Source organism: Dietzia sp. DQ11-71 (assembly GCF_014144995.1).
Classification (GTDB): domain Bacteria; phylum Actinomycetota; class Actinomycetes; order Mycobacteriales; family Mycobacteriaceae; genus Dietzia; species Dietzia kunjamensis.
Genome location: NZ_JAALDT010000231.1, coordinates 1 through 3,575 on the forward strand (window position 1 = coordinate 1; position 3,575 = coordinate 3,575).

At 66.6% G+C, this 3,575-nt stretch carries 3 protein-coding genes; 2 read left to right on the plus strand and 1 reads right to left on the minus strand.

Annotation, left to right across the window (positions count from 1 at the left end; genetic code table 11):
• Nucleotides 1-622 (plus strand): hypothetical protein (locus G6023_RS08980; protein WP_206680988.1); only part of this gene is annotated, 622 nt, incomplete at its 5' end.
• A gap of 592 nt (nucleotides 623-1,214) precedes the next feature.
• On the opposite strand, the gene merA is transcribed toward G6023_RS08980, so the two are convergent.
• Nucleotides 1,215-2,615, minus strand: coding sequence for a mercury(II) reductase (gene merA, locus G6023_RS08985; RefSeq protein ID WP_017838447.1), 1,401 nt, complete (start codon nucleotides 2,613-2,615; stop codon nucleotides 1,215-1,217).
• A gap of 105 nt (nucleotides 2,616-2,720) precedes the next feature.
• Between merA and G6023_RS08990 the strand changes: the two genes are divergently transcribed.
• On the plus strand, nucleotides 2,721-3,110 hold the full coding sequence (locus G6023_RS08990) for a heavy metal-responsive transcriptional regulator (protein ID WP_007928756.1): 390 nt from the start codon (nucleotides 2,721-2,723) through the stop codon (nucleotides 3,108-3,110).
• Nucleotides 3,111-3,575 lie beyond the last annotated feature (465 nt).

Sequence of the window (3,575 nt, forward strand, 5' to 3'; positions counted from 1 at the left end):
CCAGTCCGGGTGTCTCACCTCAGTCTGGCGGATAGGGGCCGATCAGCTGGGCTACGTCTGCGCAGTGACCGGTCAGTTTAGACGTGAGCACGGCTGGCGGATGCCCGGCAATGAGCCCGATCCGGATGTGCCGGGGACGCTAAAGCTAATGCCTGAGTACGGGGTCGAGTGGGGCCTGTGGGACGGGTGGCTGCCGTACCACCAGCCCCCTCGGCTCCGCACAGGTCCGGGTCCCGGGGGTTTTCCGACCCCGCGCAGCCTCGGGCTCACCTCGCAGCTCGAGGACCGGCTCCGGCAGTGGAACGAGGAGTGGCACCGTGGCTTCCTCGGCTACGGACGAGATGACGATGGGGCCAGCGCCGATCTCGGCCTGCCAAATGGAGGCTTCGCCTTGCCGGAGTGGGCCGACGATGTGGACCCGGTGGCCTGGTACCGCGAGGGCCACGCGATCGCCGCAAGCCTTGCCGATCAACTCCCGGGGGTCACGGTGCGACTCAGAGCGATCCGATATGTGTGCGCGCCGCGTTTCCTTCACCTCACTAAGGTCTTCGGTGACGACGAGTTCTTCACGCCACTATCGAGGCGACGTTCGATTATGGCTACCGCGACAGGTTATAATTGACCTTACGGCGGCAGCTATGGCTGCCGGGACGCCTAGAGCTACCACGACAGCGAGCCAGGCCCGATACATAGCTGCCACTATTATGGCTGGAGCTAGAATAATCGCGCAGAATACTAGCGCAGTGGTCAGTGCTGTTATCCGCACTGCACTTGGTCGGATGGCAGCTGCTGTCAGTGTGAACCACGACATTCCAACAATGGCAAGCTGTGTAACGTCGAGAAGGCCGAGCTCGGAGTCTCCGACGTCGACTAATGTTGGAAGAACCGTTTGAAGGGTTGCCATAGCGATGGCGAACGCGGCTAACGCCAGCGTGAGTACTCCAAGGGGTGAGCGCTTCGGGGCGCTAGCACGGGAGTGTTCCACCAACCTCATGTCGTGATTGTGTCCCACAGATCCCAAGTAGTTGTCTTCCACGGACCCCTTCCGGCGCGATGACTCTCCGAGGCGCAGGCCACGGCAGTCGGCCCGCGAACCGGCTGCGGGTTGGCTCGTCCCATCGGCGTTGCATAAGACTGTAGGTTTTTAAGGCACATTCACGGCGCCAGGCGGGCCGCCGCGGGAGCCCTCGTCCACCCCGCTGGGGCCGCGGGTTTCAGGCGCAGCATGACGTCGGCATCTGGTTTCGGAAGAGGCCGGCCACGATGCGCAGGCTTTCGCTCATGGTCAGGTACGGCGCCCAGGTGTCGGCCAGATCGTCGACGGTCATGCCGCTTTTGATGGCGTAGGTGGCCGCCAGCATGATCTCCCCGGCCCCGTCCGCCAGAGCGTGCACGCCCAGAACCTTGCCGCTCACGGCGTCGGCGACGAGCTTCACCGCCCCGCGGGTGTCGTGCTGGACGAGCGCCCGGGGGACATCGGACAGGTCCAGGACGCGGCAGTCGCACGCGTGCCCTCGGGTGAGGGCCTCGTCCTCGGTCAACCCCGCCGAGGCCAGCTGGGGCCGGGTGAACACGACCGCAGGAAAGCCGGCGTAGTCGACCCGAGCTGCCGGCGGGTACCTGTCCTCGGTCAGGGCGTTGAGCGCGGCGGCCCGACCCCCGGCGGCGGCGGCGTAGACGTACTGGGGAGCCCCCGAGACGTCACCGGCGGCCCAGACGCGCGGGTTGGAGGTGCGCTGGGTCTGGTCGACCACGACGAAGCCGCGCTCGTCCACGTCCACACCGGCAGCGGCCAGGTTCAGGCCGTCGGTGCGGGGCAGGCGTCCGGTGGCCACCAGGACCTGCGCGCCGCGCACCTGTTCGCCCGAGTCCGTGGTCACCACCACCTCTCCTGCGGGGCCTGGTTCGCGGGCCACAGTGGTCGCGCGCTCTTCGACCACGGTGATGCCGTCGTCGGTGAAGACTTCCCGAAGTCTCTGGGCCAGCTCCGGCTCGGCGTGCGGCGCCAGACGCCCGACCACAGAGACCCGGGTGCCGAGGTGAGCGAACAGCTGGGCCTGCTCCATCCCGACGTACCCGCCACCGATAACGACCAGGGACTCAGGCAGCTCGGTCAGCTGCATCGCGGTGGTGGACGTCAGCCGGTCCACAGAGTCGAGACCGACCACCTCCGGGATGGCGGGGGTGGCACCGGTGGCGACTAGATAGGCCCGGGCCCGCAGCGCCTGGCCGTCGACGGCCAGGGTGTCCCCGTCCAGGAAGCTGGCCTGGCCTGGGCGGACCTGGAAGCCGTAGGCAGCGGCCACATCGGCGTACTTCGCATCACGCAGGCGCTCGATGAGTGCGTCCTTCTGGGCCACCAGATCGCCGAGGTTCACCGGTGCGGCTGACGTTGGGGCACCTTTGAAGGGATTGGTGAGCGCGGCGTGCCGGGCCCCGGCGGCCGCCAGGAGCGTCTTGGACGGCACGCAGCCGATGTTCACGCACGTCCCGCCCAGAACACCGCGCTCAACCAGCACGACGCTCTTACCGGCCTGGCTGGCCGCGATGGCGGCGGACATCGCCGCGCCTCCTGAGCCGATCACGGCCAGATCGACGTCGTAGTCCACACCCATTTGCCCACCTTCCTTCGCGTGACCCCTCTTCAGCGTCCATAGTGGACGTTCCAGCGCAGGGGAAGGTCAAGGCGAACATGGACGAGAGCCGAGAAAGGGGCCACTGTGCGCATCGGTGAGTTGGCCGTGGCCAGCGGCACCACAACCAAGACGCTGCGCTTCTACGAAGAAGCCGGCCTACTACCTGCGCCTGAGCGCACCGCCAACGGATACCGCGACTACACCCCTGCGGCCCTGGCGCGCCTGGACTTCGTTCGCCGCGGCCGCACCGCTGGGCTCACCCTGGCCCAGATTCGCGAGATCCTCGACATCCGCGACGCCGGAGTCGCACCCTGCCAGCACGTGCACGCCCTGCTCGAAGCCCACCTGGGCGACCTGGACCGCCAAATCGCCGACCTGCAAGCACTGCGACACACCGTCGCGCACCTTCACCACAGTGCCACCACCAGCGACCCCACCAAATGCGACACCACGACCGTCTGCCGCTATCTGTGACCAGACCGGTGCTCGCGTGTATCGCCATGAGCAGATGCCGCCACAGAGCGTCGACAGAACCCCGCCATATAACGGCGAAAGCCACAGTTCTCGCTGTGTCACAGGGTTGGGTACAATACTTATGAAACGTCGTCTCTCCGGGTCTAGAGTGTATTGATACACAACCCCGGGCGAAAGGGTCTCTTGATGGCTGAACGGATCGGGACGTTGCTGAACCGCTCGGGTGACGGCGGCGAGGAGGTGCTCATCGTCAGCCGCGGGAGGGGTGCGGACTCGGTTCCGTCGCCGGGACGAGTTGGGTTGGAACTTTCGGGTGGAGTCGACGGACTCGGAGAACATCGCCGAGGGAAAGCCAAAGCCAAGGCCGGATCCGGAGCTGGCTCGCCGAGCTTCGCGTCCGCGTGGACAGCGGGTGGCGTACGTGCGTGTGTCGGCCGCCGATCAGAACGAGGCGCGTCAGCTCGA

Excerpts from the sequence above, each read along its gene's own strand:
- merA (WP_017838447.1), bottom strand. The coding sequence starts at position 2,615 with ATGGGTGTGGACTACGACGTCGATCTGGCCGTGATCGGCTCAGGAGGC.